Origin of the sequence: Methylococcus mesophilus (genome assembly GCF_026247885.1) — a bacterium.
Taxonomy (GTDB): Bacteria; Pseudomonadota; Gammaproteobacteria; order Methylococcales; family Methylococcaceae; genus Methylococcus; species Methylococcus mesophilus.
The window spans coordinates 3,609,715-3,633,863 of sequence record NZ_CP110921.1; the positions used below are offsets into that span (position 1 = coordinate 3,609,715).

General features: G+C 64.1%; 26 protein-coding genes. 12 read left to right on the forward strand and 14 right to left on the reverse strand.

Annotated elements, in window-relative coordinates; genetic code table 11:
- Positions 1 to 103 precede the first annotated feature (103 nt).
- The 5 genes from OOT43_RS17180 (at position 104) to OOT43_RS17200 (ending at position 5,024) form a co-directional block, all read left to right on the forward strand.
- Positions 104 to 1,084, forward strand: a complete 981-nt coding sequence (locus tag OOT43_RS17180) for an aliphatic sulfonate ABC transporter substrate-binding protein (protein ID WP_266021886.1) — start codon at positions 104 to 106, stop codon at positions 1,082 to 1,084.
- Entirely contained in the window at positions 1,081 to 2,217 is a 1,137-nt protein-coding gene (gene ssuD, locus OOT43_RS17185; RefSeq protein ID WP_266021887.1) for an FMNH2-dependent alkanesulfonate monooxygenase, read from the forward strand. The genes OOT43_RS17180 and ssuD overlap by 4 nt, the downstream gene beginning before the upstream one ends.
- Positions 2,214 to 3,002, forward strand: coding sequence for an ABC transporter permease subunit (locus OOT43_RS17190; protein WP_266021889.1), 789 nt, complete (start codon positions 2,214 to 2,216; stop codon positions 3,000 to 3,002). The genes ssuD and OOT43_RS17190 overlap by 4 nt, the downstream gene beginning before the upstream one ends.
- Before the next feature lie 88 nt (positions 3,003 to 3,090).
- On the forward strand, positions 3,091 to 4,272 hold the full coding sequence (locus OOT43_RS17195; RefSeq protein WP_266021890.1) for a sigma-54 interaction domain-containing protein: 1,182 nt from the start codon (positions 3,091 to 3,093) through the stop codon (positions 4,270 to 4,272).
- Positions 4,273 to 4,367: 95 nt separating this feature from the next.
- Positions 4,368 to 5,024, forward strand: a complete 657-nt coding sequence (locus tag OOT43_RS17200; protein WP_266021891.1) for a methyltransferase family protein — start codon at positions 4,368 to 4,370, stop codon at positions 5,022 to 5,024.
- 57 nt (positions 5,025 to 5,081) lie between these two features.
- On the opposite strand, the gene OOT43_RS17205 is transcribed toward OOT43_RS17200, so the two are convergent.
- A complete protein-coding gene (locus tag OOT43_RS17205; protein ID WP_266021893.1) occupies positions 5,082 to 5,372 on the reverse strand; it encodes a hypothetical protein in 291 nt (96 codons plus the stop codon).
- Between the two features lie 37 nt (positions 5,373 to 5,409).
- Complete coding sequence (locus tag OOT43_RS17210) at positions 5,410 to 6,438, reverse strand: hypothetical protein (protein ID WP_266021894.1); 1,029 nt, start codon at positions 6,436 to 6,438, stop codon at positions 5,410 to 5,412.
- A gap of 143 nt (positions 6,439 to 6,581) precedes the next feature.
- Between OOT43_RS17210 and OOT43_RS17215 the strand changes: the two genes are divergently transcribed.
- The gene (locus OOT43_RS17215) at positions 6,582 to 7,847 is read left to right on the forward strand and encodes a cation:proton antiporter (RefSeq protein ID WP_266021895.1); all 1,266 of its coding nucleotides are present in this window, start codon (positions 6,582 to 6,584) and stop codon (positions 7,845 to 7,847) included.
- 81 nt (positions 7,848 to 7,928) lie between these two features.
- On the forward strand, positions 7,929 to 8,495 hold the full coding sequence (locus tag OOT43_RS17220; RefSeq protein ID WP_266021896.1) for a YqiA/YcfP family alpha/beta fold hydrolase: 567 nt from the start codon (positions 7,929 to 7,931) through the stop codon (positions 8,493 to 8,495).
- A gap of 38 nt (positions 8,496 to 8,533) precedes the next feature.
- On the opposite strand, the gene OOT43_RS17225 is transcribed toward OOT43_RS17220, so the two are convergent.
- Complete coding sequence (locus OOT43_RS17225) at positions 8,534 to 10,069, reverse strand: preATP grasp domain-containing protein (protein ID WP_266021897.1); 1,536 nt, start codon at positions 10,067 to 10,069, stop codon at positions 8,534 to 8,536.
- Positions 10,070 to 10,087: 18 nt separating this feature from the next.
- Positions 10,088 to 10,582 (reverse strand): hemerythrin domain-containing protein, encoded by a 495-nt coding sequence (locus tag OOT43_RS17230; protein WP_266021898.1) that lies wholly within the window; start codon positions 10,580 to 10,582, stop codon positions 10,088 to 10,090.
- A gap of 259 nt (positions 10,583 to 10,841) precedes the next feature.
- On the opposite strand from OOT43_RS17230, the gene OOT43_RS17235 reads away from it, so the two are divergent.
- Both OOT43_RS17235 and OOT43_RS17240 read left to right on the forward strand, forming a co-directional pair.
- Positions 10,842 to 11,663 (forward strand): class II glutamine amidotransferase, encoded by an 822-nt coding sequence (locus OOT43_RS17235; protein ID WP_266021899.1) that lies wholly within the window; start codon positions 10,842 to 10,844, stop codon positions 11,661 to 11,663.
- Between the two features lie 103 nt (positions 11,664 to 11,766).
- A complete protein-coding gene (locus OOT43_RS17240; protein ID WP_266021900.1) occupies positions 11,767 to 12,804 on the forward strand; it encodes a hypothetical protein in 1,038 nt (345 codons plus the stop codon).
- 277 nt (positions 12,805 to 13,081) lie between these two features.
- Here OOT43_RS17240 and OOT43_RS17245 read toward each other — a convergent pair whose 3' ends face one another.
- A complete protein-coding gene (locus OOT43_RS17245; protein ID WP_266021901.1) occupies positions 13,082 to 13,258 on the reverse strand; it encodes a hypothetical protein in 177 nt (58 codons plus the stop codon).
- Between the two features lie 186 nt (positions 13,259 to 13,444).
- Between OOT43_RS17245 and OOT43_RS17250 the strand changes: the two genes are divergently transcribed.
- The 3 genes from OOT43_RS17250 (at position 13,445) to OOT43_RS17260 (ending at position 16,195) form a co-directional block, all read left to right on the forward strand.
- A complete protein-coding gene (locus OOT43_RS17250) occupies positions 13,445 to 13,783 on the forward strand; it encodes a Spy/CpxP family protein refolding chaperone (RefSeq protein WP_266021902.1) in 339 nt (112 codons plus the stop codon).
- A gap of 311 nt (positions 13,784 to 14,094) precedes the next feature.
- Positions 14,095 to 14,811: a response regulator gene (locus tag OOT43_RS17255; protein ID WP_266021903.1), complete on the forward strand. Its 717-nt coding sequence runs from the start codon at positions 14,095 to 14,097 to the stop codon at positions 14,809 to 14,811.
- Positions 14,798 to 16,195, forward strand: a complete 1,398-nt coding sequence (locus OOT43_RS17260) for an ATP-binding protein (protein ID WP_266021905.1) — start codon at positions 14,798 to 14,800, stop codon at positions 16,193 to 16,195. Before OOT43_RS17255 ends, OOT43_RS17260 begins: the two co-directional genes overlap by 14 nt.
- Here OOT43_RS17260 and rimI read toward each other — a convergent pair.
- The 9 genes from rimI to OOT43_RS17305 all read right to left on the reverse strand — a co-directional run bounded on the left by rimI (position 16,176) and on the right by OOT43_RS17305 (position 24,031).
- Positions 16,176 to 16,712 carry a ribosomal protein S18-alanine N-acetyltransferase gene (rimI, locus tag OOT43_RS17265; protein ID WP_266021907.1) on the reverse strand — a complete coding sequence of 179 codons (537 nt, stop codon included), beginning with the start codon at positions 16,710 to 16,712 and terminating at the stop codon, positions 16,176 to 16,178. The genes OOT43_RS17260 and rimI overlap by 20 nt on opposite strands.
- Before the next feature lie 24 nt (positions 16,713 to 16,736).
- Entirely contained in the window at positions 16,737 to 17,447 is a 711-nt protein-coding gene (locus tag OOT43_RS17270) for a uracil-DNA glycosylase (protein WP_266021908.1), read from the reverse strand.
- Positions 17,440 to 18,984: a 2-isopropylmalate synthase gene (locus OOT43_RS17275; protein WP_266021909.1), complete on the reverse strand. Its 1,545-nt coding sequence runs from the start codon at positions 18,982 to 18,984 to the stop codon at positions 17,440 to 17,442. The genes OOT43_RS17270 and OOT43_RS17275 overlap by 8 nt, the downstream gene beginning before the upstream one ends.
- Positions 18,985 to 19,243: 259 nt before the next feature.
- A complete protein-coding gene (gene pssA, locus OOT43_RS17280) occupies positions 19,244 to 19,990 on the reverse strand; it encodes a CDP-diacylglycerol--serine O-phosphatidyltransferase (RefSeq protein WP_266021911.1) in 747 nt (248 codons plus the stop codon).
- 48 nt (positions 19,991 to 20,038) lie between these two features.
- Entirely contained in the window at positions 20,039 to 21,055 is a 1,017-nt protein-coding gene (gene ilvC, locus OOT43_RS17285; protein ID WP_266021912.1) for a ketol-acid reductoisomerase, read from the reverse strand.
- A 64-nt stretch (positions 21,056 to 21,119) separates the two neighbouring features.
- Positions 21,120 to 21,611: an acetolactate synthase small subunit gene (gene ilvN / locus OOT43_RS17290; protein WP_218798119.1), complete on the reverse strand. Its 492-nt coding sequence runs from the start codon at positions 21,609 to 21,611 to the stop codon at positions 21,120 to 21,122.
- 2 nt (positions 21,612 to 21,613) lie between these two features.
- Positions 21,614 to 23,344, reverse strand: coding sequence for an acetolactate synthase 3 large subunit (locus tag OOT43_RS17295; protein ID WP_394358019.1), 1,731 nt, complete (start codon positions 23,342 to 23,344; stop codon positions 21,614 to 21,616).
- Between the two features lie 180 nt (positions 23,345 to 23,524).
- A complete protein-coding gene (locus OOT43_RS17300; RefSeq protein WP_218807410.1) occupies positions 23,525 to 23,746 on the reverse strand; it encodes a hypothetical protein in 222 nt (73 codons plus the stop codon).
- 48 nt (positions 23,747 to 23,794) lie between these two features.
- Positions 23,795 to 24,031 (reverse strand): hypothetical protein, encoded by a 237-nt coding sequence (locus OOT43_RS17305; protein WP_218807409.1) that lies wholly within the window; start codon positions 24,029 to 24,031, stop codon positions 23,795 to 23,797.
- Positions 24,032 to 24,149: the final 118 nt, after the last annotated feature.

The following is a 24,149-nucleotide window of genomic DNA, read 5'->3' on the forward strand; positions in this document are numbered from 1 at the left end:
TAGGATGGGCTGAGGTACGAAGCCCATCGGCCGCGAACGATGCGCCTCCTCACGTCGGCACATCCTACGCCCCGGACTCATCCGTCGGCCAGGGGATAAAACCATGAATAAAGCCCATGCCAGCCTCGCCAGCCTGTTCGCCCTGGCGTTCGTCCTCTATGCCGCTTACAGCTTGCCCGCCAAGAGCGGCGAGACCGGGAACGCCGCGCCGGCCTCGATCCGGATCGGCTACCAGAAATACGGCACGCTGATTCTGGTGAAGGCCCGTGGCGAACTGGACCGCAAGCTCAAAGCAGCCGGCGTGACGGTCGATTGGGCCGAGTTCGCCTTCGGTCCGCCCATGCTGGAAGCCCTGAATGCTGCCCACCTGGACTTCGCCGCCTCGGGGGAGACGCCGCCGGTGTTCGCCCTGGCCGCCAAAGGCTCGGACCTGGTCTATCTGGGCTACGAATCGGCCTCGCCCGAAGGCGAAGCCATCCTGGTCGCCAAGGATGCCGGCATCGCCGGTATTGCCGGCCTCAAGGGCCGCAAGGTCGCGGTCGCGCGGGGTTCCAACGCGCACTACCTGCTGATCCGGGCGCTGGCTTCCGCCGGCCTGGGCTGGAAGGACATCCAGCCGGTCTACCTCGCCCCCGCCGACGCCCGCGCCGCCTTCGCCAACGGTGCGGTGGACGCCTGGGCGATCTGGGACTTCCATCTGGCCGTGGCTCAGGAGACGGCCGGCGCGCGGATACTCGCCGACGGGCAAAAGCTGGTGCAGAACCACGAAATCTACACCTCGCGCAAGGATTTCATCCGCCAGCATCCGGAACTGGCGAAAACCGTGCTGGAGGAAATCGCCCGGACCGACGAATGGGCGAGAACCCATACCGCGGAAGCGGCGGAACTGCTGGACCGCCAGCTCGGCATCGGCGTCCCGGTCCTGAAGAAAGCTCTCGAGCGCCGGGCCTACGGCCTGCATCCGGTCGACGCCGAACTCGCAAGCGCGCAACAGAACATCGCCGATACGCTGCACGCGCTGGGACTCCTGCCCAAGCCCGTCCAGGTATCGCTCGCATTATCGGCAACGGAGATTCAGCCATGAACGTTTTCTGGTTCCTACCCACCCACGGCGACGGCCGCTACCTCGGCACGGCGCAGGGCGCGCGCGAAGTCGACTACCCCTATCTGCGCCAAGTCGCCCAGGCGGCGGATACCCTGGGCTACGGCGGCGTGCTGATTCCCACCGGCCTCACCTGCGAAGACCCGTGGATTGTGGCCTCCTCTCTGATTCCGGTCACCGAGCGGTTGCGCTTCCTGGTCGCGCTCCGGCCCGGCCTGACTGCGCCCACCGTCGCCGCGCGCATGGCGGCCAGCCTGGACCGGCTGTCGAACGGGCGTTTGCTGGTCAATGTGGTAGCCGGCGGCGATCCGGTGGAACTGGCCGGCGACGGGCTGTTCCTGTCCCATGACGAGCGTTACGACTTGGCCGGGGAATTCCTGACCGTGTGGAAGGGCCTCATGGCGGGAGAGACAGTCACCTACACGGGCAAGTATCTCAGGGTCGAAAACGCGAAGCTCGCCTTCCCGCCCGCGCAGACCCCGCACCCGCCGCTGTATTTCGGCGGCTCGTCCCCGGCCGCGCACGGCCTCGCCGCCGAGCACGTCGACCTGTACCTGAGCTGGGGCGAGCCGCCGGCGGATGTCGCCCGCAAGATCGCCGACGTGCGGGAACGCGCCGCCGCGCTGGGGCGCACGGTCCGCTTCGGCCTGCGGGTACACGTCATCGTGCGGGAAACCGAAGCCGAGGCCTGGCAGGCCGCCGATACGCTGATCCGCCATCTCGACGATGCGACCATCGCCGCCGCCCAGCGCGCCTTCGCCCGTTCCGATTCCGAAGGGCAGCGGCGCATGGCGCAGCTGCACGGCGGCTCGCGCCAGCATCTGGAAGTCAGCCCCAATCTCTGGGCCGGGGTGGGCCTGGTGCGCGGCGGAGCCGGCACCGCCCTGGTCGGCGATCCCGCCACGGTCGCCGAGCGCTTGCAGGAATATGCCGAGCTAGGTGTCGAGACCTTCGTGTTGTCCGGCTACCCGCATCTGGAGGAAGCCTACCGGGTCGCGGAACTGCTGTTCCCCCTGCTGCCGGTGGAAAAGGTGGAGACGAGAGTCCAGGCCCGCCCGGTTTTCCACCTGAGTCCGGTCGGCGACACGGGCACGCTGGCGGTGGAGGCGCATTGACCGTAGCCGGCCTGCGCCGGATCGCCGCAAACCTCGAGCCCTGGCTGTTGCCCCTGGCGCTGCTGGCCGCTTGGGAGATCGCCTCGCGTTCGGGGCGGCTGGACGGCAAGCTTTTCCCCTCGCCGGAGGAAGTGGTGCTGGCGGCGGTTTCCCTCGTCCGCTCCGGCGAGCTGTTCCAGCACGTCGCCGCCAGCTCGGCCCGCGCCTTCACCGGCTTCGCCATCGGCGGCAGCCTCGGCTTCCTGCTGGGACTCGCCACCGGCTGGAGCCGCCGGGCCGAGCGGCTGCTGGACACTTCGGTGCAGATGCTGCGCAACATCCCTCATCTGGCCCTGGTGCCGCTCTTGATTCTGTGGTTCGGCATCGGCGAGGAAACCAAGGTCCTGCTGGTGGTGCTGGGGGTGTTCTTTCCGGTCTATGTCAACACCCTGCTGGGTCTGCGTAGCGTCGATCCCCGGCTGCTCGAGATCGGACGGGTCTACGGCTTAGGGGGGGTCGACACGTTCCGCCGTATCCTGTTCCCGAGCGCCCTGCCGGCCATTCTGGTCGGCCTACGCTATGCGCTGGGCATCATGTGGATGACCTTGATCGTGGCGGAGACCATCGCGGCCAACGCCGGCATCGGCTATCTGGCGATGAACGCCCGCGAGTTCATGCAGACCGACGTGGTGATCCTGTCGATCCTGCTCTACGCGCTGCTCGGCAAGGCCGCGGACTGGACTGCTCGCGTCCTGGAACGGCGGCTGCTCGGCTGGCACCCGGGCTATCGGGAGGGGTCTACATAAATGGAAATATAAAAATAAGTTTTTAATATTTGAAGGCATTAGGCGGCTTGCTTTATGGTGCCCTGTAACCTTGGAGCAAGCCCCGATCATGCCCTTACTTTCCCATCCCAATCCCAACGAACTGGCGCTCTCCATCCGGGCCTCGGCGCTGGTGTTCGAAGACCCGCAATCCCGCGAACTGCTGGCCCGGATCGACTTGGTCGCGCCGACCGACATGACCGTGCTGGTCATCGGCGAAACCGGCACCGGCAAGGAACTGGTCGCCCGCCACATCCACGAGCTGAGCGTCAGGAAACACCGGCCTTTTTTCGCGGTCAACTGCGGCGCCCTGTCGGAAAACCTGATCGAAAGCGAGCTGTTCGGCCACGAGAAAGGCGCGTTCACCGGCGCCTCCTCCACCAAGCAGGGCTGGTTCGAAGCCGCGAGCGGCGGCACCCTGTTCCTCGACGAGATCGGCGATTTGTCCATGCCGATGCAGGTCAAGCTGCTGCGGGTATTGCAGCAAAAGGAGGTGGTCCGGGTGGGGTCGCACCGGCCCATCCCGATCGACGTCCGTCTGATCGCGGCGACCAACGTCAAGCTGGAAGAAGCCATCCTGGCCGGGCGTTTCCGCGAGGACCTCTACTACCGTCTGAACGTCGCGCCGCTGCGGCTGCTGCCCCTGCGCCAGCGCCCCGGCGACATCCTGCCGCTGGCCGAGCATTTCCTGGCGTTCTACAGCAAGCGGCTGGGCAATCCCGAGACCCGCATTTCGCCGACGGCGGCGGAAGCGCTGCTCCGCCATTCCTGGCCGGGCAACATACGCGAGTTGGAAAACGTCATCCACCACGCCCTGCTGGTGGCGCGCAACCAGACGATAGCCCCATCGGACCTCAACCTCTCGCCCCTGCCGACGCCGGGCGCGGCTTCCAGGGGCGACGATTTCGAGGCGCTGGCCGAGATATTGGAGCGGCTTCTGGAAAGCAACCTGCCCGATGTCCATGCCCGGATCGAGGCCGCCGTCGTGAAAGCCGCCCACCGCCTTGCCGGTGGCAACCAGTTGCAGACGGCGCGCCTGCTCGGTCTGAGCCGCCACGTGATCCGCGCCAAGCTGATTCGGTACGGCGTTCTGAAGTCGGCCGCCAAGACGCCGGAAAATTGGACGGATGCTTCCGGAATCCGCGCCTTCGAAGGCATCCCCCTGCCCGGCTTCCCGCACGGGATGCCGGGCCGGCCGGAAACCCGGCAGTGCGGCTTGGGCGATGCGTCCGAGGAGTGGTGGGGGTATTAGCGGCTTCATCCGAGCGCTGCTCAAGGCGTATCATCCGGGCAGCGCCGTGTCTTGATGTGAAGGCGGCGATTTTGGATTGAGACCATGAGGCTGCCATGTCCGTACCGAAACTCGCGTTCGTAACCCTGCCGTCGGTGGCCGCCTATCTCGGCCTCGCGGTCCTGGGCCGGGGCGGGCCGGAGGCCTTCTTCTCCCATCCGCCCTTGATTGCCGTGGCCATCGTGCTCGTCGCGCTGTCCGCCGCTGCGGTCTTCAGCGGCGGAAACCTGAGCCCCGGCGTGCGGGAGGACCGCGCCAACCGCTGGGTGATCGCGGTCCTGATCCCGATCGGCTTCCTGTCCGCCTATCTGCCGGCATACACGGATCGGATCGGGTTCTGGACCCTCGACGGCGATGCCGTCCGCTGGTTGGGTGTAGCGCTCTTCACCGGCGGCGGTTGCTTGCGGCTCTGGCCGGTTTTCGTGCTCGGCCGGCGATTCAGCGGGCTGGTCGCCATCCAGCCGGGACATGCCTTGGTGACGACGGGCGTGTATGGCGTCATCCGCCACCCCAGCTATTTGGGCCTGCTCGTCAGCTCGCTGGGATGGGCGCTGGCCTTTCGGGCGGGCGTCGGCGTCCTGCTTACCGCCTGCATGATTCTGCCGCTGCTGGCGCGCATCCGTGCCGAAGAGAGGCTGCTGCGCGAGCATTTCGGCGCCGCATACGAGGCGTATTGCGCCAGAACTTCGCGGCTGATCCCCGGGCTTTACTGAGAGGAGTCGCCGAGGGGCGGCGGTTCGCCGCCCGCGAACCGGCGAATCGGGCGGGTTTCAGCCGGCGGTATCCGCACCCTTTTCGTTCTCCAGGGCCTTGTCCGTGATTTCCTTGTACAGCTCCAGAGCGCTGGTATAGATGTTCTGGTATTCCGGGTGGCGGTCCACCATCGGCTTGATTTGTTCGGCGGTTTCGAACACTTCGTGGAGAAACGCCAGGTCGCCGTCATCGAGCCGTTCACCCCGGTCGACCTTTTCCTTGAGCGCGAAAGCCCTCGGAAGCCGCTGCGTTCTCATCCGTTCCAACAGCGCCATCGCGATGCCGGTGTCTTTGGGGACTTCGGTCATGTTCCCTCCTGCCAAGCGAAGAAAGTGAAAGCCGGCCTCAGCCCAGGTAGCGCGAAAGTTCTTTCACCACGTCGGGCCGGTCGGGTATTTCCCGGCTGGGGATACGTCCGGGCAGGATGATTCTCCGCGCACCGGTCCCGGAGAACAACTCCGTCAGTTGAAGCTCGCCGGCCGCCGCCGGGCCGGAATCGGCGAGCCTGATCCCGCGGTAATCCAGCCGCAGGGCGACCGGCCGGGCGTCGAGCCACTCCTTCGGCTGGCGCAGAATCCCGGCGATGCAGTCGAGGCTTTGTTCGAGGCCGAGGGAGTTCGTCCCGAATTGCCCCAGTTCGGCGTCGATCGACTCGATCTCGGCTTCCACCGCGTCGATGTCCGCTCCGTTGTGCCCGTTGTCGGCCAGGGCGGAGCCGAGGCCCCAGTTGCCCGCCCGCAGGGCGTCGAGCTTGCGCCGGAGCAGGCAGCGCTGCCGGTCCAATTCCACTCTTTTCCGGGTTTCCTGGGCAAGCTGTTCCAGGGCCCGTTCGATCAGGAAGTCGAAGGCGCGCTTCTTCAGTTCCCACCGGGTCCCCTTTTCGGAGGAGGCCGGGGCGATGTAACGGTGGTGGGAGAAGCTGACCGCCACCTGGATCACGTCCTTGCGGACGGCATCGCCCTCCAGTTCCATGCCCAGCACCGTGCGTTCTTCCTTCTGCATCACCAGCAGTCCGAAGATTTCGTCGGCAGCGACCTCGACGCAATGCTCCTGGTATTGCCGGACATCCTTGAGTTTGCCGAGCACGCCGTGGAGGTGGTCGACCGAACTGAAGAACGCCCGGATGCGCGGATCGGCGCCGAAACTCTGCGCGCTGATCTCCGTCGGCGCCGGCATGGCGTCGACCAGGGCGATGACATGATCGACCGCCCGCTCGACGGGTTCGCGCAGCCGCCGCCGGTAGTCGTCCAGGGCCCGCAGACGGCGGTCTGTGCCGTCCACTGCCCGTTCGATGGCTGCGTCGATCAGGGCCCGGTCGGGGCTCTCGTCTTCCTTTTCGGGTGGAGTGAACAACGAACTCAGGAATTTCAGCACGGATACGGCCTCCTGTGAGATACGGGTAAAATCCGCGATGACGGCGCCGGGTCTTTCGGAGGTTTCACGGCGGCCGATGGGCGAGGTATTGGGGACAAGAATATACCGCCGGTTTTTCCGGCAAAACGGTAGGGAGTAAGGTCATGGCCACTTTCACGGCAGTCGCCTGTCTGCTCGGCATCGCCGCGATCCTGAGTTTCGTCAACGATCGGTTTCTGCGCCTCCAGCACGATATCGGCCTGCTGTTGCTGGCTGGCCTGACCACCGCCGGACTGCGGGTACTGGAGTTCTTCGTCCCCTCCGGGCTGGTCGGCATGCTGCACCAGCTCACCCAGTCGTTCAACCTGAACGATACCTTGTTGAAGGGCGTACTGTGCTTCCTGCTGTTCCGCGGCAGTGTCCGGGTCAATTGGCCGGCGCTGCGCGAGCAGCGCTGGCTGGTGCTCTGGCTGGCATTCGCCGGTACCGCCATCGGTTGTTTCGTCGCCGGCGGCCTGGTCTACGGTGGTCTGGCCGCCTTCGGTGTGGCGGTCACGCTGCCGCAATGCCTGCTGTTCGGGGCGCTGATCGCGGCCACCGATCCGATCGCGGCGCTGGCGATTCTATCCAAGGTGGGTCTGCCCAGGAACCTGGAGACCGTGATTGACGGCGAATCGCTGTTGAACGACGGCGTCGCGGTGGTCCTGTTCACCATCTTCGCCGGCGCCGCGATGGGCGGCAGCGGAGGAGGAGGCCTTTCGGAGGCCGGTGCCATCTTCGTGAGGGAAGTCCTGGGCGGTGCGGCCATGGGCGTCGCCGGCTGGCTGGCCATCCATTTCCTGATGCTCCGCTCGACCAGTTCCTGCACCAGCCTCCTCGTGTCGCTGGGAGCGGTGTCGGCCATGTACACCGCCGCTCAGCATCTGGAAATATCTGGGCCCATCGCCACGGTCGTGGCCGGTCTGCTCAGCGGCAACATCACGGCACCGCGGCTGAGCGAAGAGGCGCGTGTTCCGGTGCGCACCTTCTGGTCGGGTCTGGACGAGATACTGAACGCGCTGCTGTTCGTGTTCGTGGGTTTCCATGTCGTCCTGATCAATCCCCTGCAAGGTGTGACACTGGGGATTCCGGGGCTGGTCGCCATCGCCGCCGTCCTTCTCTCCCGATCTCTGGCCGTGGCGGCTATCGTCGGCGGTCTCAGCGCCGCGGCGGTGATCCGCGCTGACTGCTTCGGCTTGACCAAACTGCTGACCTGGGGCGGCCTGCGCGGCGGATTGTCCCTGGCGCTTGCGGTATCCTTGCCGGACAGCCCCTGGAAGCCGCTGATCTTGAACATGACCTTCGCGGTCGTGATCTTCTCCATCGTGGTCCAGGGGCTGACGATCGGACGGATGTTCACACGGGAAGACATGGCCCGTCTGTTGCGGTGACCGGGTTTCCCGGTGGACCCGGCCAATATTCAGCCCCGGACCGGCCCTGTCCAAACTCCGGGGCGCCAGGACGTTGAGCCCATGATCATCTATCTGCACGGTTTTTGTTCGTCGCCGCGATCGGAGAAGGCGAGTCTCCTTGGACAGCACATGGCAGAGCGCGCCCTGGCGGACCGGTTCTGGTGCGAGCAGCTTCCGGCCGGCCCGCGCCAGGCCATCGAGTTCGTAGAGGGAGTCCTGGCGAAGTGCCGGACGCGTCCCGCTCTCGTGGGAAGTTCGCTGGGCGGCTACTACGCCACCTATCTGGCCGAGAAGCACGACCTGCGCGCGGTGCTGATCAATCCCGCCGCTTTCGCCTGTCAAAGCCTGGCTCCGGCGGTGGGGCCGCAGCGGAATCTCTACACTGGCGAGCCTTTCGAATTCACCGAAAGCCACCTGGTCGAACTGGCGCAGCTCGAAGTGACGAGGCTCGGCCGGCCCGAGCGGTTCTGGCTGCTGGTGGAAACCGGCGACGAAGTGCTCGATTACCGCGAGGCCGTCGAAAAATACGCGGGCGCGAGGCAGACGGTGATCGAGGGCGGCGATCACAGTTTCCGCCATTTTGCCGATTATCTGGATGCGATCATCGACTTTTCGCTGACGCCTTGAGCTCCGCTGTGCCGGGCAGCCGGTCGCGCTGACGGTGCCTATGGGACCTGCGGACCCACTTGCCCGTCCGCGGCGTCGCCCCGCAGCAGCGATTCGGCGGCGCGGGCTTGCCTGCGCGCCTCGTCCCGGCTTCCGGCGAGCGACATGAAATGCACGCCGCTCCCCGTCTCCAGCCCGCCCGGCGTGAGGATGACAATACCCTCCCGGCCCCTGTCCCGGAATGCGAGCGGCCCCAGGCGATCGAGCGCCGTGGGCAGGTCGCAGGGCGAAGTCCGCAGGTCGGTCAGTTGCACGATGAGCAAGGCCTGCTGCTTCCAGTCGCCGAGCAGGCGGTTGGCGAGCGTCATCGGGATCGACGTTCCGCCCCAGCGCCCGTTGCATTCGATCCAGTGCGGCCGGGCGGTGGCCGCGCCGTCGCCGGCGACCACGGCATCGAAGCTGCAGCGCCCGAAGTAGCCGAGGCGCTGGAACAGGCTAGCGAGCTGCAGCGCTTCTCCGGCCAGGCGGATGCGCAAAGGCTCGGGCAGTTCGCACGGCATGGCGCCGACGAAAGTCCCTTTCTCGCCCGCTAGGGTCTGGTCGAATACCCCTTCGACCACCGGGAGCGAATCGTCGCGGGAGGGAATCCATATCTGGACGGAAGGGCTGGCGAGGACCTCGCAATCCCAGGCCCCGACCAGCAGCGGAAAGCCGCCGCTCCAGCCGCGCTTGGCCAGCAGGCGCAGCACCCGGCGGCTCAGCGCTTCCGCCGGCAGTTGCCGGATCAGTTCCGAAGGAAAAACCAGATTGCCGGCGGCGCCGGCGCTATCCGGTATTTTGATCACGATCCGCTCGAAGCGCCGCGCGAGCGCCGCCAGCCGTCCGGAAAGACTGGCCGGCCCGAACGTGCAGTAGCTCGGCGGCAGCGCCTCGGGACCGAGCAATTCCTTGATGCATTGGGCGAACCAGAGCTTGTCGTTCACCCGGTGCGTGAGATGCGGCGGCGGTGCGGCAACCCGGATCCGCGCTCCCGTCCGCTCCGCGATCAAGCCCGCAAACCGCCATGCCTGCCGGGTGCCGATGTAAGGGATCAGGTTCAGCCGGCGGTACTTTCGCGCCGTCTCGATGATGGGTTCCAGTGCGCCTGGAGTGGCGCCGCAGCGTTCGGGGAGGGTGGCATGGCCGAGGGCCGATGCCGGCGGAACCCCGAGCACGGTGACGCTTCCGAGTCCCAGCGTGTGGCGGCAATACGCCTCGAAGTCCTCGCTGCGCGGACCGCTGATGAGGACCATGTCCTCATCCCCCGCCAGCATCAGGGCGCGGTACTGCAGCCCCAGGTCCGCCCCCGGCTGGGCGTACAGGGTGATCTCGGCGTGGTCTTCGAAAAACAGCGCGGGAGCGTCGTCGACGCCGGTGGAGACTTTGTCGCCGAACATCTGGGTCGAGGCCAGCATCGGCTCGTCGGCGAGCATGCGCTTGGCGATGCCCGCGATCCTTCGGGCGTGAGCGGCATCGAGGCCGACGCCGGGGAACTCCACGATCGGCAGGGACGGCCGCGTCGAAGCGGGGCAGGGGCACTTCGTCGACGCGGCCATCGGGGCAAAGACTCGGCTTCAGCCGGACGCGGCCAGGCCGGTCCAGCGCGGACGCTTTTCGCGCCAGACCGTCAACTGCCGGTACAGCGCGGCCTGCTCCTCCTCGGGAAGCCGCCCCATTGCTGCGAACATCTCCCCGCATTCCGCGATGTGGGCTTCCATCGCGCTGGACAGTTCCATCAGCCGGGTGCGCTCATCTTCCGGGAGCGGTGCCCCCGGTTCGCGTGCCAGCAGGGCCTGGACGGCTGCCAGGCCCTTGCTGTGCTCCAGGTACATGCGGCGCACCTCCGGCGCGCCGAGCATCCGCGCCAAGGCAGGATAGAAGTGCTTTTCCTCGAACGCGATGTGCGAGCCGGCCGCCGTGTCGATCCGCTCCGCGGCCTCGCGCGCGGCGGCGGCATCATTGCCCCGTAGGCACTGCGAAAGCTCGTGAAAGCCCCGCCCGAGCACGGCGTGGTCCTCGCGGAACGCGTCGAATAAGTTATGCTCTGGAGGCGACGGACGGTTTTCCATAGGATTTGGAACCTGTCTTGAAAAATCTATTCAAGCGAAGTTAATCGGTTGAAATCAGGAAAATTCTCCGCTCAGGTAGGGTGGATAAGCGTAGCGCATCCACCGCAACGCCGACTCGAAGAGCAGCGGAGCTGACTCGGAGAGCAGCGAAGCTGAATTTGGCGGATGCGCTGCCGCTTATCCGCCCTACTATCCTCCATTTTCTTTTTCAAGGCAGGCGCTTAGTCTACGTATCCGCTCCGGAGCAGGCAAACCGCATATGTGCAGGCTGTACGGCTTCCGCGCCACCGAACCGACCAAGGTCGAATGCGCCTTGGTTCATGCCCAGAACGCCCTGATGGTCCAGAGCCGGCGCGACCGGGAGGGGCTGCGGCACGGCCACGGCTGGGGGGTGGCGACCTACGAGAACCGCCTCCCGCACGTCGAGCGGCAAGCCTGGGCGGCCTACCACAGCGAGCATTTCCGGCGTGCCGCGGCGAGCGTCCGTGCCTCCACCGTCATCGCCCATGTGCGCCACGCCACCGTCGGCCGGCCCCTGCTCCAGAACACCCATCCTTTCACGCACGGCTGCTGGACTTTTGCGCACAACGGGACCATCCCCCGGTTTTCCGAGATCAGAAACCCCATGCTCGAAGCGATGACGGCGGAGCACCGGGCGGCGATCGGAGGTTCCACCGACAGCGAGCACATCTTCCACTTGTTGCTCGGCATGCACGAGGCGGCGTCGGACCGCCCGCTGCTCGACATCGTGCGCGACGGCGCCCGGCGGATCATGGCCTGGTGCGAGGAGTTCCCCTCCCACCGCGGGCTTGGGCTCAACGTCCTGCTCACCGACGGAGACCGGTTCGTCGGCACACGCCTGGGCCGGACGCTCTACTACGTCGAACGCGAGGGGTTGCTCGACTGCGAAATCTGCGGCTTTCCCCACATCGACCACACGCCGGGGAATCCGTACTTCGCCGTGGTCGTCGCCTCGGAGCCGCTGTCGCACGAGGCTTGGCGCGAGATTCCGGAGGGTTCCGTGTATGAGATTACTCCCGATATGCGGGTGCATGTTGAGGATATTGGTGCGGTGGCTTAGTATGAAGAAAAACTCCCTCGGGCGGCAATGCCGACGTTTCAGTTATCGGCAGATACAATCGAGAAAATAGTCAGTATCGAATCAAGGAAAGGAAAATTTTCAAATGCCCGTACAAGGTGTTGAGTTAGAAAACGACTGGATCGTCAAGGTTATTTTGATAGAAGCACACAGCATCATCAATGGACTTTCCAAGGGGTTGGTTTGCGGCTTGTGCGAACCCGAAGACGGTATCCGATTGGTCTACCCGCGGCGACCAACGTTGGATGAAGCGGATTTTCAGCACCTAACTCAGCAGGAGATCGATAGAGTTCTGTCGGGTCAGCTATCAGAGGAGGAGATTCTAGCAATTAAATCGATGGGATTTGCTGAGGGCGAGACGAAGCGAAAGGTTTTCAAGAAAATATTCGTCGAGTATTTCTATTCGCTGATGTTTGACATGTTCAATCTTTTGGATGGGACGACCGACCCGCAGTTGACGGAAGCTGAAGATGAGTGTGGCGCGTGGTTGGGAGCTAAAATTCTAGTTCCTTTGCCAGAAGAGGAAGATGAGTTTTCTGGGGGCGCGAGTGAGTCTCCTGCGCAAACTTATTACGGTCATGACTTTTTGAGTAGCCGGTTCCACGATGCCTACGAAGAGTTCAATCAATTGATATCGGCAGAGCCTTATGTCAGGCGCAAAGTAAAGAACTTCAAGGACGATGACACGGTTATCAAAACGCTGATGCTGGAAGCTTACTGCAAGATCGAGATACAATCTAGAAGGTTCATGAAAGATCTGGTTGATCTTAATATTGGATTTGTGTACCCAGGCTATTTGGAAAAAAATGAAACAGGGTTGACTGAAGAAGACAAGGAGGCGGTCCGCTCAATTGGTTTGGAGAGCGAAGCTGTCAGGACGGTTTTGCAAAAGGTGTTCGCAGGCTATTGTTACGACGTTATTGTAGCTTGGTTCAGTGCGTTTGAGTTGATAGACAGCCCTCTCGCCATTAATAATTTACCAGAACAGCCAGGGAGGGGTTGGCCTGGAGCTAGGATATCAGCAAGCGGTTATCGATATCCAGACATGCTGCATGATGCATTCCCTGAGATCTGGCATAAATACAACGAGATTATTTCGCGCCCGCCGCGGCGCCCTTTTTGATGTTTTTATGGCGGAAAAGTTGGGGTCGTAAGTTTTGATGAGTTAATGATTGCCGAATGGTTGTTTTTCAGGATGCGATAATGGCGTCCGTTTTGGACTCCGCGTAAGTCGGGTAGGATCGCGGCCAAAGCGTGGTGTCATAAAGAGACGTTACGAATGTGAGATAGTGAACATATACCATACGTATAGCCCAATATCGTCCCCTTTGACATGGCGATATCGCAAAGGGGATTAGGTAGTGTTGGATAGTTATACGCAGCGGATTAGAATAAAATGATTATCCGAAAACAACCCCTTCGTCCCGCATCAGATAATTGTTGAGCCAGAACCCAGCGAGTATGAGCGGCGCCAGCAGCAGGCTGCCGATCATGACGAACAAGGTGCTGGCCGCGGCGATGACGGCCAGGGCAAACGGTGCGATTTGCCGTCCCAGGTTGCGCAGGTATCCGGACATGATGTTTTCCTCCCCATAGTGCGTTGATAAAGTCGAATTTCCGCGCGCTCGTCTGCGCGCTGGGGCGCGGTTCCGCGCTTACCGAATCTTTACACACGCTCGCGGTCTTCCCAAGCTTTTCCGGCCTAGACTGGCCCCGTACATGCCGACGCATGTTTGTCGTTTTTTCACTTTACGAGGTCCGTCATGAAAACCGCGATCAAGACCCTTGCACTGGCCATCGCTCTAGCCGCCCAGCCGGCCTTCGCCGAGCGCGATCCCGGTGAGCGCCTGGAACACATGAAAAAGGAGCTCAAGCTCACGCCCGAGCAAACCGAGCAGGTGCGCAAGATTCTGGAGGAATTCGAGCCGCAGCGGAAGGCGCTGCACGAGCAGAAGCGGGCGCTGCACGAACAGGTGCGCAGCCGCCTCAAGGCGGTCTTGAGCAAGGAGCAGGGCGAGAAATTGGATAAGATGGCCGAGGAACGCCGGGCGCGCCATCACCGGGGTTGGGATACGGAGCCGGGCAAGTCTCCGTCTCCCTGATTTCTGTCAGAGCACCGGGCCTATGACATAAGGCCTCGATGTTGTGCGAACCGTCGCTTTCCCTTGCGTCGCCCAGAGGGACAATGCCGTTAAGTTCAGAAGAACTTGTCGTTCCGGCAGGGAGTGCCGGAACCCAGAAGCCATGGATGGCGAAAGCCCTTCACGTCCATGTGACCTGGATACCGGCAATCCCTGCCGGTATGACGGCTTAATAACGGCCATGCCCAGAGGGAGGGGCTGACTCCGGAGGATGAGGGTCTGCGGCCTTTCCCCTGCTCAATAATGCCAGCTTCAAGATTCGAACCGGCCCCATGACCCGATTGCTGCTCATCGACGACGACACGGCGCTGTGCGAGCTGCTCAGCGAGTACCTCGCCCTGGAAGGCTATGCGGTGGAAGCCGTGCACGACGGCGAGGCCGGTCTGGCGGCGGCGCTCAGCGGCCGGTACCGGCTGGCTCTGCTGGACGTGACCCTGCCCCGCCTCAACGGCTTCGAGGTGCTGAAGCGCATCCGGCAGGAATCGTCCTTGCCGGTGCTGATGCTCACCGCCCGCGGGGACGATTTCGACCGGGTCGTGGGCTTGGAAATCGGCGCGGACGATTACCTGCCCAAGCCGTTCAATCACCGCGAGCTGGTCGCGCGGATCAAGGCGATCCTGCGGCGCACCGATCCGGACTCGCGCCAGGGAGCGGGAACGCGAACCCTGGAAATCGACGACTTGTCGATCAATCCGGCGAACCGGGAAGTCCGGCGCGGCGGCGTGCCGGTTGAACTGACCGCCGCAGAGTTCCTGCTGCTCAAGACCCTGGTGGAGGCTCCGGGCACGCTGGTCGGTCGCGATGAGCTGACGCGGATCGTCCTGCACCGGCGCTTGACCCCGTTCGACCGCGCCATCGACATGCACGTGAGCAATCTGCGCCGCAAGCTGGGCGAGAAGCCGGACGGCAGCCCGCGGATTCGCACGGTGCGCGGCTCCGGCTATTTCTACATCGGCACACCATCGGGCCGTAACGATGTTCCGGCATAACCGGCTGTTCTGGAAAATCTTCTTCTGGTTCTGGCTGAGCATGGTCAGCGTCATGATGTCGCTGACGTTTGCGCTGTCCGTGCTGGTCGATCCGGCCGATATCCTGCCGGAGCGCCAGGCGCTGTTCGGCGAGCTGGAGACGGCGGGGCGGGTGCTGGAGCGGTTGCCGGGGGACCGGTTCGAGGCGCTGGACACGCTGACCTCCTGGCATGCGTCGCGCGGCTTTCGCAATACCCTCCACGTTTTCGACGGGGCCGGCCGGGCGCTAGGCGTGCGCGAGCCTCCGGGGAGTCTGCGGGATTTCTTTCGGGAAACCCGCGACGCCACGGAATACCGCATCGCGGTCCGGGACGGGCAGGTCTTGCTGGGGCCGTACCGGCTCGAGCGCGAGGGCGCGGAGTACCTGGCCTATCTGGTCAAGTCCAAGCCGACCCACATGCTGCACAAGCTGTGGCGGCTCATTTCACACGAGCCTTCGGTGTTTCTGGTGCTGCTGGCGGTGAGCGGCGCGCTGTGCTTCATCCTGACCGCTTATCTGGTGGCGCCTATCCGTGAGCTGCGCGCCGCGGTCCGGCGTATCAACGAAGGACGGCTGGACACGGCGGTCTCCGCCGCTGTGGTTTCCCGGCGGGACGAGATCGGCCAATTGGGGCAGGATTTCAACCGGATGGCCGAGCGGCTGAACCGTCTGGTCAGCGCCCAGCAGCGGCTGCTGCGCGACGTGTCCCACGAGCTGCGCTCGCCTTTGACGCGGATGTCCATTGCCATGGGGCTGGCGCGCCGGAAAGGGGCCGGCAATGCGGACAGCGAGCATGAGCGGATCGAACAGGAAATTTCGCGGCTCGACGGGCTGATCGGTCAGATTCTCCGGTGGTCGCGGCTGAACGATGGCGCGGCAGGAGCGGGCGCCGGGCCGCTGGAGCTAGCGGGATTGCTCGCGCAGTTGGTGGAGGACGCGGATTTCGAGGCGCGCGCCGCCGGCAAGCGGGTGCATCTTACCCAAAGCGAAACCTGCCGGATCGATGCCGCGGAGCCGGTGCTGGCGAGCGCACTGGAAAACATCGTCCGCAACGGCATACGTCATGCACCGGCAGCCGGGGAAGTGGAAGTGCGGCAGCACGTGGCCGGAAGCCGCGCGGTGATCGAAGTGCGCGACCGCGGCCCCGGCGTCCCCGAGGAGCATCTGGCGTCGATATTCGAGCCGTTCTTCCGGATTCCGGAGGCTTCGGTTTCCGCGCCGGCGCCGAACGGAAGCGGGCTGGGGCTGGCCATCGCCAAGCGGGCGGTCGAGATGTGCGGCGGTACGGTCCGCGCGGAGAATGCGGCTCCGGGCCTGAGGGTCGTCGTGATGCTGCCTTTGTCGGCTAAAGCATCCGCGCCATGACCAGCGCGTCTTCGCGGCCGTTGCGCGCCGGGTAGTAGCCCTTGCGGGTGCCGACCTCGTTGAAGTCGAGGGCGCGGTAGAGCTTGATGGCGTTGTGGTTGGAGGGGCGCACCTCGAGGAAGACGACTTCGGCGTTGCGCCTCCTGGCTTCCTCGACCAGGTGTTCGAGCATGACGCGGCCGTAGCCCTTGCCCTGGATGTGCGGGGCAACGCACAGGTTGAGGATGTGCGATTCGCCGGCGCCTGCCGAGACGATGCCGTAGCTGACGATCCGCCCGGCCTTTTCGCCGACGAAGCAGCCGTAGTTCACGTTGAGGCAGTCGCGGAAGGTCGGCGGCTCCCAGGGAAACTCGTAGGCGCTCCTCTCGATGTCGATGACGGTCCCGAGGTCGATTTTCTTCATCGGCCGCAGCAGGTATTCCGCCTGTTCAGCCAGGCTGGGGTTGTGCTTGTAGTAGAACTCGGTTTCCGCGTCGTAGCTCATCCACTTCTTGATCTGGTCGAACAGGCTGGCCATGGTCTAGCTCGATAATGGGACTTGTCACTTGTTCAGGGTTTCGACGGCCAGCAGCAGGTCCTGCCAGGCCTTGCGCTTCTCCAGGGGGGCGCGCAGCAGGTAAGCGGGGTGGTAGGTGATTACCAGCGGGATGCCTTCGTACTCGTGCACCCGCCCGCGCAGCTTGCCGATCGCTTCGGTGGTTTTCAGCAGATTCTGCGCGGCGATGCGGCCCGCGGCAAGGATGATGCGGGGCCTGATCAGTGCGATCTGGCGCTTGAGATGGCTTTCGCAGGCTTCCGCTTCTTCCGGCTTGGGGTCGCGGTTGCGCGGCGGGCGGCATTTGAGGATGTTGGCGATGTAGACCTCTTCGCGCTTCAAGCCGATGGCCCGCAGCATCTCGTTGAGGAGTTGGCCGGCGCGGCCGACGAAGGGTTCGCCCTGCAGGTCTTCCTGTTCGCCGGGGGCTTCGCCGATCACCATCCAGGTGGCGCGGCGGTTGCCGACGCCGAACACGGTCTGGGTGCGGGTGCAATGCAGTTCGCAGCGGCTGCAGGCGGAGACTTCCGTCGCTAGGCTGTCCCAGTTTCCCTCATCCGGCCCTTCGGGCCACCTTCTCCCAGAGGGAGAAGGGAGCGCCTCCGCTGCCGGTTCGGCCGCCAGGACCGGCTGACTCCGCAGCTTCCAGACCGGGATGCCCATGGCGTCCAGGTACTGGAGGCGGAGCCGCTCTTTCAGGCCCGTATCGTCACACATCCCCGACTTGCGGGTGGGTGCGCTGGATGGGCGCCAGCAGCTTGTTCACGGCGTTGATGTAGGCCTTGGCCGAGGCGATGACGATGTCGGTATCGGCGCCTTGGCCGTTGACGATGCGCCCGCCTTTCTCGAGCCGCACGGTGACCTCGCCCTGCGCATCGGTGCCGCTGGTGATGTTGTTGACCGAGTACAGCGTCAGCGCGGTGTCCGTGTGCAGCACCGATTCGATGGCCTTGAGACTGGCGTCCACCGCGCCGCCGCCGCTCGACGCGCCGGTGCGCTCCTCGTTGTCCACCTTGATGGTCACCTGGGCGTGGGGAATCTCGCCGGTTTCCGAGCAGACCCGCAGCGCGACCAGCTTGACCCTTTCGTCCTCGGCTTCGGTGCCGGCTTCGGTGATGAGGGCCTGGAGGTCCTCGTCGAAGATCTCGTGCTTCTTGTCGGCCAGTACCTTGAAGCGCTGGAACACCGAGTTCAGTTCCTCTTCCGAGGCGAACTCGATGCCGAGTTCCTGCATCCGGGTGCGGAACGCGTTGCGGCCGGAATGCTTGCCCAGAACCATGCGGTTGGCGCTCCAGCCCACGTCCTCGGCGCTCATGATCTCGTAGGTTTCCCGGCTCTTCAGCACCCCGTCCTGGTGGATGCCGGACTCGTGGGCGAACGCGTTGGCGCCGACGATGGCCTTGTTGGGCTGGATCGGGAAGCCGGTGATGCTGGAGACCAGCTTGGAGCAGGCCACGATTTCCCGGGTGTCGATGTCGCTGTGGCAGGGGAAGATATCCTTGCGGGTGCGGACCGCCATGACAATCTCTTCCAGTGCGGCATTGCCGGCCCGCTCGCCCAGGCCGTTGATGGTGCATTCCACCTGGCGCGCGCCGTGCAGCACGGCGGCCAGCGAATTGGCGACCGCGAGTCCCAGGTCGTTGTGGCAATGGACCGAGAACACGGCCTTGTCGGAGTTCGGAATCCGCTCGATCAAGCGGCCGATCATGTGTCCGAACTGCTCCGGGAAGGCGTAGCCTACGGTGTCGGGGATGTTCAGCGTGGTCGCCCCGGCATCGATCACGGCTTCCAGGATGCGGCAGAGGAAATCCTCCTCGGAGCGTCCGGCGTCCTCGGGCGAGAATTCCACGTCGTCGGTGTACTGGCGGGCCCGCTTGACGGCCTTCACTGCGTATTCCACCACCTGGTCGGGCGACATCTGCAGCTTGTGCCGCATGTGGATGGGCGAAGTGGCGATGAAGGTGTGGATGCGGGCGCGCTGGGCGTCCTGCAAGGCTTCGCCGGCGCGGTCGATGTCGCGGTCGAGGGCGCGGGCCAGGCCGCAGACCCTGCTGTCCCTGATGGTCCGGGCCACGGCCTGGACAGCCTCGAAATCTCCGGGGCTGGCGGCGGGAAAGCCCGCCTCGATGACGTCGACCTTCAGGCGCTCCAGCGCCCGGGCGATGCGCACCTTCTCATCGCGGGTCATGGACGCGCCGGGGCTCTGCTCCCCGTCGCGCAAGGTCGTGTCGAAAATGATCAGTTTGTCGTGCATGGCGAAACTCCGCTAGGGCCGCCGGTTCGATGCGGACGGCCGGTTCTGTTCGTCCGGAAATATTGGGGGTATATCGAAAAGGTTCGCGTGTTCTGCCCCTCAGGGCAGGAGCAGGCGGAGGAAATCGAAAGACGACAGAGCGTGCGCCGACGCACCGGCAACCGGCGCGGCATCGAAGCGGAAGGTGTGCAGGATCGACATGATGCGTTTCATTGGCTTGGAATATACACGGCCCCGGCCGGCTTGCCAATGGACGCCTTCAGGCGCGCCGCTCGCCGCGCCGCCGTTTCAGCAGGGCCAGCGTCAAGGCGGGGCCCGACAGGGCATAGGCGCCGAAGAACAGGAACAGCACCAGCGGCGGGTTGGAAAACAGCACCGCGAACAGCAGCATCACGAAGATGGCGTTGACGAAGGGCACACGCCCCCGCAGGTCGACGTCCTTGAAACTGTAGTAGCGGAAGTTGCTGACCATGGCCAGCCCCGTGGCGATGGATAGCCCTAAGGCGATGTAGCGCATGGTCTCGCCGCTTAAGCCCTGGTCCACCGAGAACCAGACGAAGCCGGCCAGGATGGCGGCGGCGGAAGGGCTGGGCAGGCCCTGGAAATAGCGTTTGTCGGCGGTGGCGATCTGGGTGTTGAAGCGGGCCAGCCGCAATGCGCCGCCGGCGGTGTGGACGAACGCGGCGACCCAGCCGAGCTTGCCCATCGTGGACAGCGACCAGATGTAGACCACCAGGGCGGGCGCTGCCCCGAAGGAGATCATGTCCGCCATGCTGTCGTATTCCGCACCGAACGCGCTCTGGGTGTTGGTCATGCGGGCGACCCGGCCGTCCATGCCGTCCAGGATCATGGCGACGAAGATGGAAATCGCGGCCAGTTCGAAGCGCTGGTTGAGCGCTGCGGTGATGGCGTAGAAGCCGGCGAAAAGCGCGGCCGTGGTAAAGAGGTTGGGCAGCAAATAGATGCCGCGCCGACGCTTGGGATTGGGTGAGGAATTTTCTTCCATGGTGGAAAACTGTCGTGCCGGCACGGAAATCCGCGCCGGCACAAAGTATCAGTTCTTGCTCGTATCGACAATGCGGTTCGCCTTGATCCACGGCATCATGTCCCGCAGCTTGGCGCCGGTGCTTTCGATGAGGTGTTCGCGGCCGAGGCGGCGCTTCGCCTTCAGGGTGGCGGCGCCGGCCTGGTTTTCCAGGATGAATTCGCGGGCGAACTCGCCGGTCTGGATCTCGCGCAGGATCTTCTTCATCTCCTGCTTGGTCTGCTCGGTGACGACGCGCGGACCGCGGGTCAGGTCGCCGTACTCGGCCGTGTTGGAGATCGAATAGCGCATGTTGGCGATGCCGCCCTCGTACATCAGGTCGACGATCAGCTTGAGCTCGTGCAGACACTCGAAATAGGCCATCTCGGGCGCGTAGCCGGCTTCGACCAGCGTCTCGAAACCGGCCTGCACCAGCGCGGTGGCGCCGCCGCACAGGACCGCCTGTTCGCCGAACAAATCGGTTTCGGTCTCTTCGCGGAAGCTGGTCTCGATGATGCCGGCACGGCCGCCGCCGTTGGCCGAGGCATAGGACAGCGCCAGTTCCTTGGCGCGGCCGGTGGCGTTCTGATAGACCGCGATCAGCGAGGGCACGCCGCCGCCCTGGGTGTAGGTCGAACGCACCAGGTGGCCGGGGCCCTTGGGTGCGATCATGATCACGTCGAGGTCGGCGCGCGGGGCGATCTGCTCGAAGTGGATGTTGAAGCCGTGGGCGAAGGCGAGGGCGGCGCCCTGCTTGATGTTCGGCGCGATCTGTTCGCTGTAGAGGCGGGATTGATGCTCGTCCGGCGCCAGGATCATGATCACGTCGGCCTGTTTGACCGCATCCTCGACCGACGCGACCGCGAGGCCGGCGTTCTCAGCCTTCTTGGCGGAAGCCGAACCCGGACGCAGACCCACCACGACCTGCACCCCGGAATCCTTGAGGTTGTTGGCGTGGGCGTGGCCCTGCGAGCCGTAGCCGATGATGGCGACCTTCTTCCCCTGGATGATGGAAAGGTCGGCGTCTTTGTCGTAGTAAATCTGCATGGAACTTCCTCTCGTTGCGCTTTCTTTAAGGGCGGGTTGCTAGGGGGGAAACGTTGGCGCGGGGTCAGACGTGGAGTCCGCGTTCCCCGCGCAGGATGCCGGTGGTGCCGGACCGCACCACCTCGATGAGGTCTTCATCCCGCAGGGCTTGCAGGAAGGCATCCAGCTTGGATTTTTCACCGGTGACTTCGATGACGTAGCTGGTCGGCGTGACGTCGATGATATTGCCGCGGAAGATGTCCGCCAGTCGCTTGACCTCTTCGCGGCCGCCGTTGGTCGCGCGTACCTTCACCATCATCAGCTCGCGCTCGATATGGGCCGATTCCGACAGGTCGATCAGCTTGACCACGTCGATCAGCTTGTTCAGCTGCTTGGTGATCTGTTCGATGATCTCGTCGCTGCCGGAGGTCACGATGGTCATGCGCGACAGGGTCGGGTCCTGGGTCGGCGCGACGGTCAGCGACTCGATGTTGTAGCCGCGGGCGGAGAACAGGCCGGCAACCCGCGACAGCGCGCCCGATTCGTTTTCGAGCAGAACGGAAATGATGTGGCGCATGGTCAGGCAAGCTCCCTGTCGACCGCGGTGCCGGGGGCCAGGCGCATCTCGTGATGGGCCTTGCCGGATTCGATCATGGGGTAGACGTTTTCGGTGGGATCGGTCAGAAAATCCATGAACACGGTGCGGTCCTTGAGTTTCAGGGCTTCTTCCAGGGCCGGGCGCACGTCGGCCGGCTTTTCGATGCGCATGCCGACATGGCCGTAGGCTTCGGCCAGCTTGACGAAGTCCGGCAGGGTCTCCAGGTAGGAATGCGAGTAGCGGCTTTCGTAGATGAACTCCTGCCACTGCCGCACCATGCCCATGTAGCCGTTGTTCAGGTTGACGATCTTGATGGGCGTGCGGTATTGCAGGGCGGTGGCCAGTTCCTGGATGCACATCTGGATGCTGGCTTCGCCGGTGACGCAGACGACTTCCTCGTTCGGATGCGCGAGCTTGATGCCGATGGCGGCGGGCAGGCCGAAGCCCATAGTGCCGAGGCCGCCGGAATTGACCCAGCGGCGCGGCTTGTCGAACTTGTAGTACTGCGCCGCCCACATCTGGTGCTGGCCGACGTCGGAGGCCACGAAGGCCTCGCCCCGGGTCAGATCCCAAAGCTGTTCGATGACGAACTGCGGCTTGATCCGATCGCTGGCGCGGTCGTAGCGCAGGCAGTCGAGGCTGCGCCATTGTTCGATCCTCGCCCACCAGGCTTTCAGCGCCTCGGCGTCCGGCGCGCGGCCGGAGGCCTTGACGATCTCGATCATGTCGGCCAGCACCGGCGCGACTTCGCCGACGATGGGCACGTCCACCTTGACGGTCTTGGAGATTGAGGCCGGATCGACGTCGATGTGGATGATCTCGGCGTCGGGGCAGAATTCGGCGATCTTGCCGGTGACGCGGTCGTCGAAGCGGGCGCCCACCGCCAGCAGCACGTCGCAGTCGTGCATCGCCATGTTGGCTTCGTAGGTGCCGTGCATGCCCAGCATGCCGACGAACTGGCGGTCGGTGGCGGGATAGCCGCCCAGGCCCATCAGGGTGTTGGTGATGGGGAAGTTCAGCATCCGCGTCAGTGCGGTCAACTCGTCCGCGGCGTTGCCGAGGATGACGCCGCCGCCGCTGTAGATCATCGGGCGCCGGGCCGACAGCAGCAGTTCCACCGCCTTCCTGATCTGGACCGGGTGGCCCTTGACCGAAGGATTGTAGGAGCGCAGTGCGACGCTGCGCGGATACTCGTAGGGAATCTTGATGTTCGGGTCGGTGACATCCTTGGGGATGTCGATCACGACGGGGCCCGGGCGGCCCGTGGTCGCGATGTAAAAGGCCTTCTTGAACGTCTCGGCCAGCTTGTGGATGTCCTTGACCAGGAAATTGTGCTTCACGCAGGGGCGCGTGATACCGACGATGTCCGCCTCCTGGAAGGCGTCGCTGCCGATGACGGGCAGGGGCACCTGGCCGGTGATGACGACCAGCGGGATCGAATCCATGTAGGCGGTAGCGATGCCGGTGACGGCGTTGGTCGCGCCGGGGCCAGAGGTCACCAGGACCACGCCGGGTTTTCCGGTGGAGCGGGCATAGCCGTCTGCGGCGTGGGTCGCGCCCTGTTCGTGGCGTACCAGGATGTGCTTTACATCGTCCTGCTTGAACAGCGCGTCGTAAATATGCAGCACTGCACCGCCCGGATAGCCGAAGATGTATTCCACACCTTCGTCTTTCAGGCACTGGACAACGATTTCCGCACCGCTGAGTTCCACGATCTTCGGCTCCCCTTTACTGATCAGGCGCTTATGAGCGCCTGTTGCAAACCGCTCCGGTGTGGGAGCGCGCAAGTGAAAAGTTGGGAACCGTACCCGGAACTTCGTGTTACGTCAAGACAAGTTTCGAAACCTCACGCCGTTTTAGCTGCAACGCCGCTGCGGTCAGGGGCATTGGTATCAGTGGCGCAGAGCCGCAGGCCTCGCCGTCACTTTGGTCTGACGCTGGAAGCGGGCCAAGGCCGCATTCAAAGTGCTGCACAGCCGCAGGAAGGCTTCGGGATGGATATGCAGGCTCGCATAGCCCACTTTCAGATGGAAACATGCGCAGTCCTGGCAGTAGTCGACGCGGCAGAGGCCGTCGCCGGCCAGGTTCTGGACTCGGCAGGGGGTATTTTTCATGGCGGTAGGTCCTCGTAAGGCTTGCAAAGGTCGGCGGGTGGTGTCCGTCTATCCCAACGATTCGACGAGGCGCCAGTAGGTTCGCATGTACAGATAGGTACAGCGCTCTTGGGGCGGTTCGTCGAATTGCGGGTGGGAAAGAAGCCGGTCGAGGCAGTTTGCGATGTTGCCCGCGATCGAGGAGGAGGGACTCCTCGCATATTGCATCAGCAAGGAACGCAAGATACCCACCAGGATGTCCGTGGAGATTTGGGGTTCAGCAAGAGTTGAAGGAAGGGGATTCATGTTGGCTCCTCAAGGTTGGCTGGAACGCATGTTTTAGGGGCGCTGCGACTGATTCGGCGCCCTTGGAGATAATGATAACGATTCTCATTTGAGTGTCAACCGTGATCCGGTCTTGGTT

What these genes read in the sequence shown, in the direction of transcription:
- OOT43_RS17255 (WP_266021903.1), top strand. Translation starts at nt 14,095, where the DNA reads ATGACCCGATTGCTGCTCATCGACGACGACACGGCGCTGTGCGAGCTG.
- OOT43_RS17240 (WP_266021900.1), top strand. Translation starts at nt 11,767, where the DNA reads ATGCCCGTACAAGGTGTTGAGTTAGAAAACGACTGGATCGTCAAGGTT.
- OOT43_RS17205 (WP_266021893.1), bottom strand. Translation starts at nt 5,372, where the DNA reads ATGACCGAAGTCCCCAAAGACACCGGCATCGCGATGGCGCTGTTGGAA.
- OOT43_RS17260 (WP_266021905.1), top strand. Translation starts at nt 14,798, where the DNA reads ATGTTCCGGCATAACCGGCTGTTCTGGAAAATCTTCTTCTGGTTCTGG.
- pssA (WP_266021911.1), bottom strand. Translation starts at nt 19,990, where the DNA reads ATGGAAGAAAATTCCTCACCCAATCCCAAGCGTCGGCGCGGCATCTAT.
- OOT43_RS17270 (WP_266021908.1), bottom strand. Translation starts at nt 17,447, where the DNA reads ATGTGTGACGATACGGGCCTGAAAGAGCGGCTCCGCCTCCAGTACCTG.
- rimI (WP_266021907.1), bottom strand. Translation starts at nt 16,712, where the DNA reads ATGGCCAGCCTGTTCGACCAGATCAAGAAGTGGATGAGCTACGACGCG.
- OOT43_RS17200 (WP_266021891.1), top strand. Translation starts at nt 4,368, where the DNA reads ATGTCCGTACCGAAACTCGCGTTCGTAACCCTGCCGTCGGTGGCCGCC.
- OOT43_RS17215 (WP_266021895.1), top strand. Translation starts at nt 6,582, where the DNA reads ATGGCCACTTTCACGGCAGTCGCCTGTCTGCTCGGCATCGCCGCGATC.
- OOT43_RS17180 (WP_266021886.1), top strand. Translation starts at nt 104, where the DNA reads ATGAATAAAGCCCATGCCAGCCTCGCCAGCCTGTTCGCCCTGGCGTTC.
- OOT43_RS17225 (WP_266021897.1), bottom strand. Translation starts at nt 10,069, where the DNA reads ATGGCCGCGTCGACGAAGTGCCCCTGCCCCGCTTCGACGCGGCCGTCC.
- OOT43_RS17195 (WP_266021890.1), top strand. Translation starts at nt 3,091, where the DNA reads ATGCCCTTACTTTCCCATCCCAATCCCAACGAACTGGCGCTCTCCATC.
- OOT43_RS17305 (WP_218807409.1), bottom strand. Translation starts at nt 24,031, where the DNA reads ATGAATCCCCTTCCTTCAACTCTTGCTGAACCCCAAATCTCCACGGAC.
- OOT43_RS17235 (WP_266021899.1), top strand. Translation starts at nt 10,842, where the DNA reads ATGTGCAGGCTGTACGGCTTCCGCGCCACCGAACCGACCAAGGTCGAA.
- ssuD (WP_266021887.1), top strand. Translation starts at nt 1,081, where the DNA reads ATGAACGTTTTCTGGTTCCTACCCACCCACGGCGACGGCCGCTACCTC.
- OOT43_RS17275 (WP_266021909.1), bottom strand. Translation starts at nt 18,984, where the DNA reads ATGCACGACAAACTGATCATTTTCGACACGACCTTGCGCGACGGGGAG.
- OOT43_RS17250 (WP_266021902.1), top strand. Translation starts at nt 13,445, where the DNA reads ATGAAAACCGCGATCAAGACCCTTGCACTGGCCATCGCTCTAGCCGCC.
- OOT43_RS17300 (WP_218807410.1), bottom strand. Translation starts at nt 23,746, where the DNA reads ATGAAAAATACCCCCTGCCGAGTCCAGAACCTGGCCGGCGACGGCCTC.
- OOT43_RS17220 (WP_266021896.1), top strand. Translation starts at nt 7,929, where the DNA reads ATGATCATCTATCTGCACGGTTTTTGTTCGTCGCCGCGATCGGAGAAG.
- ilvN (WP_218798119.1), bottom strand. Translation starts at nt 21,611, where the DNA reads ATGCGCCACATCATTTCCGTTCTGCTCGAAAACGAATCGGGCGCGCTG.
- ilvC (WP_266021912.1), bottom strand. Translation starts at nt 21,055, where the DNA reads ATGCAGATTTACTACGACAAAGACGCCGACCTTTCCATCATCCAGGGG.
- OOT43_RS17245 (WP_266021901.1), bottom strand. Translation starts at nt 13,258, where the DNA reads ATGTCCGGATACCTGCGCAACCTGGGACGGCAAATCGCACCGTTTGCC.
- OOT43_RS17230 (WP_266021898.1), bottom strand. Translation starts at nt 10,582, where the DNA reads ATGGAAAACCGTCCGTCGCCTCCAGAGCATAACTTATTCGACGCGTTC.